This is a genomic window from Arthrobacter sp. efr-133-TYG-120 (assembly GCF_030209785.1).
Lineage (GTDB): Bacteria > Actinomycetota > Actinomycetes > Actinomycetales > Micrococcaceae > Arthrobacter.
Window position 1 is genome coordinate 1 of sequence record NZ_JARVRI010000047.1, and the last position, 2,419, is coordinate 2,419.

Below are 2,419 nucleotides of genomic sequence, written 5' to 3' on the forward strand. Positions count from 1 at the left end.
ACGATCTACCAGGCGCTGTACGTCCAATCCCGCGGGATCCTGCGGGCAGATCTGGCCGAAAAGCTCAGCCTGAAACGGAAACAGCGCGTTCCCCACGCCGCGGACCGGACCAAGAACAGCCCCTACAAGGAGGCGTTCAAGATCAGTGAGCGCCCGGCGGAGGTCCAGGACCGGGCCGTCCCCGGGCATTGGGAAGGTGACCTCGTGCGCCACGAGGCGCTGTTTTACCGAGCGGAGGTGGAAGACCTTCGCCGTTGTGCTGTCGCAGCAGCATGACGAAGCTGGGGGCAGCCTGAACCGGGAAACGCTGGTGAGGGTGGCAAGCAGCCCCGACAACGCCGGAACGGGCCAGTACTACCGGATGGTCCGGGTCCGGCAAGCAAGGCGGGAAGGTGTACGCGAGGAACCAGTGTTAAAAGCTTCTCAAGTCTCCCGCCAGCTCCAATCCGGTGGATATGGGCTGGTCTGCGATGCGCACCGATACCCGCTGGGTGTTGGAAACTCCGCTGTTGGTTAAGGTCGTTGGCAGTGGAGGCCACGGTGAAGGCCTGCGGCGTAGCCGTGGCGATATCGCAGGGGCATAGCTGGGCACCTAACCCGCCAATCGGTTGACAGTGAACGTGGGAACCACCGTGCGGCTCCCGGCTTCGGCGTCTCGGCCAGAGACGGCAAGGTCCGGGTTGATGCGTTGTCCGTCGACGGCGGCACGGTGGGGCGGAGGGGTCGTAGTAGTCCGAGCGGGGGAAAGCCCCGCACATGGCGAAGGGCCCCAGCGGATATGACGCAGTAGCTACTGCAGGAACGGAGGCACTGGTGAATACCGGTGAACTGATATGGCCTTCCCCTGAGGGGGCGGCCGTGCGGGTACGTGCGATGCAGACGAAACTGCACCAGTGGGCGGTCAAAGATTCCGGCCGCCTTTTTGACGATGTGTTTAACCTCGTCTGCGACCCGGATTTCCTCACCGTTGCGTGGGGCCGGGTCAGGGGGAACAAGGGTGCACGCACCGCCGGTGTTGACCGGCGTATCCCGGCGCTTATCGCCGAGGGGGCCGAGGTTGTGGAGTTTCTGGGGCAGGTACGGGAGCAGTTGAAGTCCCGCACGTTTGCCCCGTTGCCGGTATGGGAGCGTCTGATCCCGAAGCCGGGCAGCAGTAAACTGCGCAGACTTGGTATCCCGACTGCGGCGGACCGGGTGGTGCAAGCAGCCTTGGCATTGGTGTTGGAACCGATATTCGAGGCGGATTTCAAGTCGGTAAGTTACGGCTTCCGTCCCAGACGTCGGGCCCAGGACGCGATCGCTGAGATACACGCTATGGGCACCCGTAGCTATCACTGGGTGTTTGAGGCCGATATCCAGGCGTGTTTCGACGAGCTGAAGCATTCTGCGGTGATGGAGCAGGTGCGCAAGCGTATCGCCGATAAAAGGGTCCTGTCCCTGATCAGTCGTTTCCTGAAGGCGGGTGTGATGTCCGGTGACGGGAAGGTCAGGGAATCCGATACCGGCACCCCGCAGGGCGGTATTGTCTCACCGCTTCTGGCCAACATCGCGTTGTCGGTGCTGGACGGGCATTTCTGCGCTAAATGGGATGCCCATGGCAGCCCGTACCGCAGGGAAGCACACCGGAAGCGGGGCGGGGCCACCTATCGGATCATCCGTTATGCGGATGACTTCGTGATCATGGTGGCTGGTACCAAGGCCCACGCAGACGCGCTCTGGGACGAAGTCGCGGAGGTTATCGCCCCGCTGGGGTTGAAGATTTCCGTTGCCAAGTCCCGGGTTTGCCATCTGGATGAGGGGTTCGACTTTCTTGGTTTCCGCATCCAGCGGCGGCGAAGGAAAGGAACAACCAAAATGAGCGTCTACACCTGCCCGTCCAAGAAATCGTTGCTATCGATTCTCGGGAAAGTGCGGGCGCTGACACGTCGATCAGAACACCATGGGTTGGCGGATCTGCTGGGCCGGCTCAACCCGGTCCTGCGGGGATGGTGCAACTATTTCCGCCACGGGGTCTCTAAAGCGACCTTTGGTTATCTTGATGCGTTTACGTGGCATCGGGTCACCCAATGGATCCGCAAACGACATCCGGGAATCACGTGGCGGGACCTCTACCGGCGTTTCCTGACCGGAAGGCCCGGAAACCAGCCAGAGGTCAACGGGATCACGATGTTCGACACCGCGACGATACCCATCACACGGTACCGGTGGCGAGCATCAAACATCCCGACACCGTGGGCCAGCGCCGCCTGAGGAGTGGCTATCCGTGGAGCGCCGGATGCGATGAGAGTCGCATGTCCGGTGCGGAGGGCGGGTCGGGGAAACGGGCCGGGAGCAATCCCGGCACCGCGCCCCGGCCCGACCCTACATCATCGGCTCCGGCGGGACCGCGATCGGCACCCTTGTGGAGCGCTCGACCCGG

1 protein-coding gene and 1 pseudogene are annotated in these 2,419 nt (G+C 62.8%); both read left to right on the forward strand.

Annotated features, from left to right (window positions below):
* Nucleotides 1–207 (forward strand): annotated as a pseudogene (locus QRN51_RS22450) (IS30 family transposase); the annotation flags it as partial.
* Between the two features lie 606 nt (nucleotides 208–813).
* Complete coding sequence (gene ltrA, locus QRN51_RS22455) at nucleotides 814–2,250, forward strand: group II intron reverse transcriptase/maturase (protein ID WP_284991955.1); 1,437 nt, start codon at nucleotides 814–816, stop codon at nucleotides 2,248–2,250.
* Nucleotides 2,251–2,419: the final 169 nt, after the last annotated feature.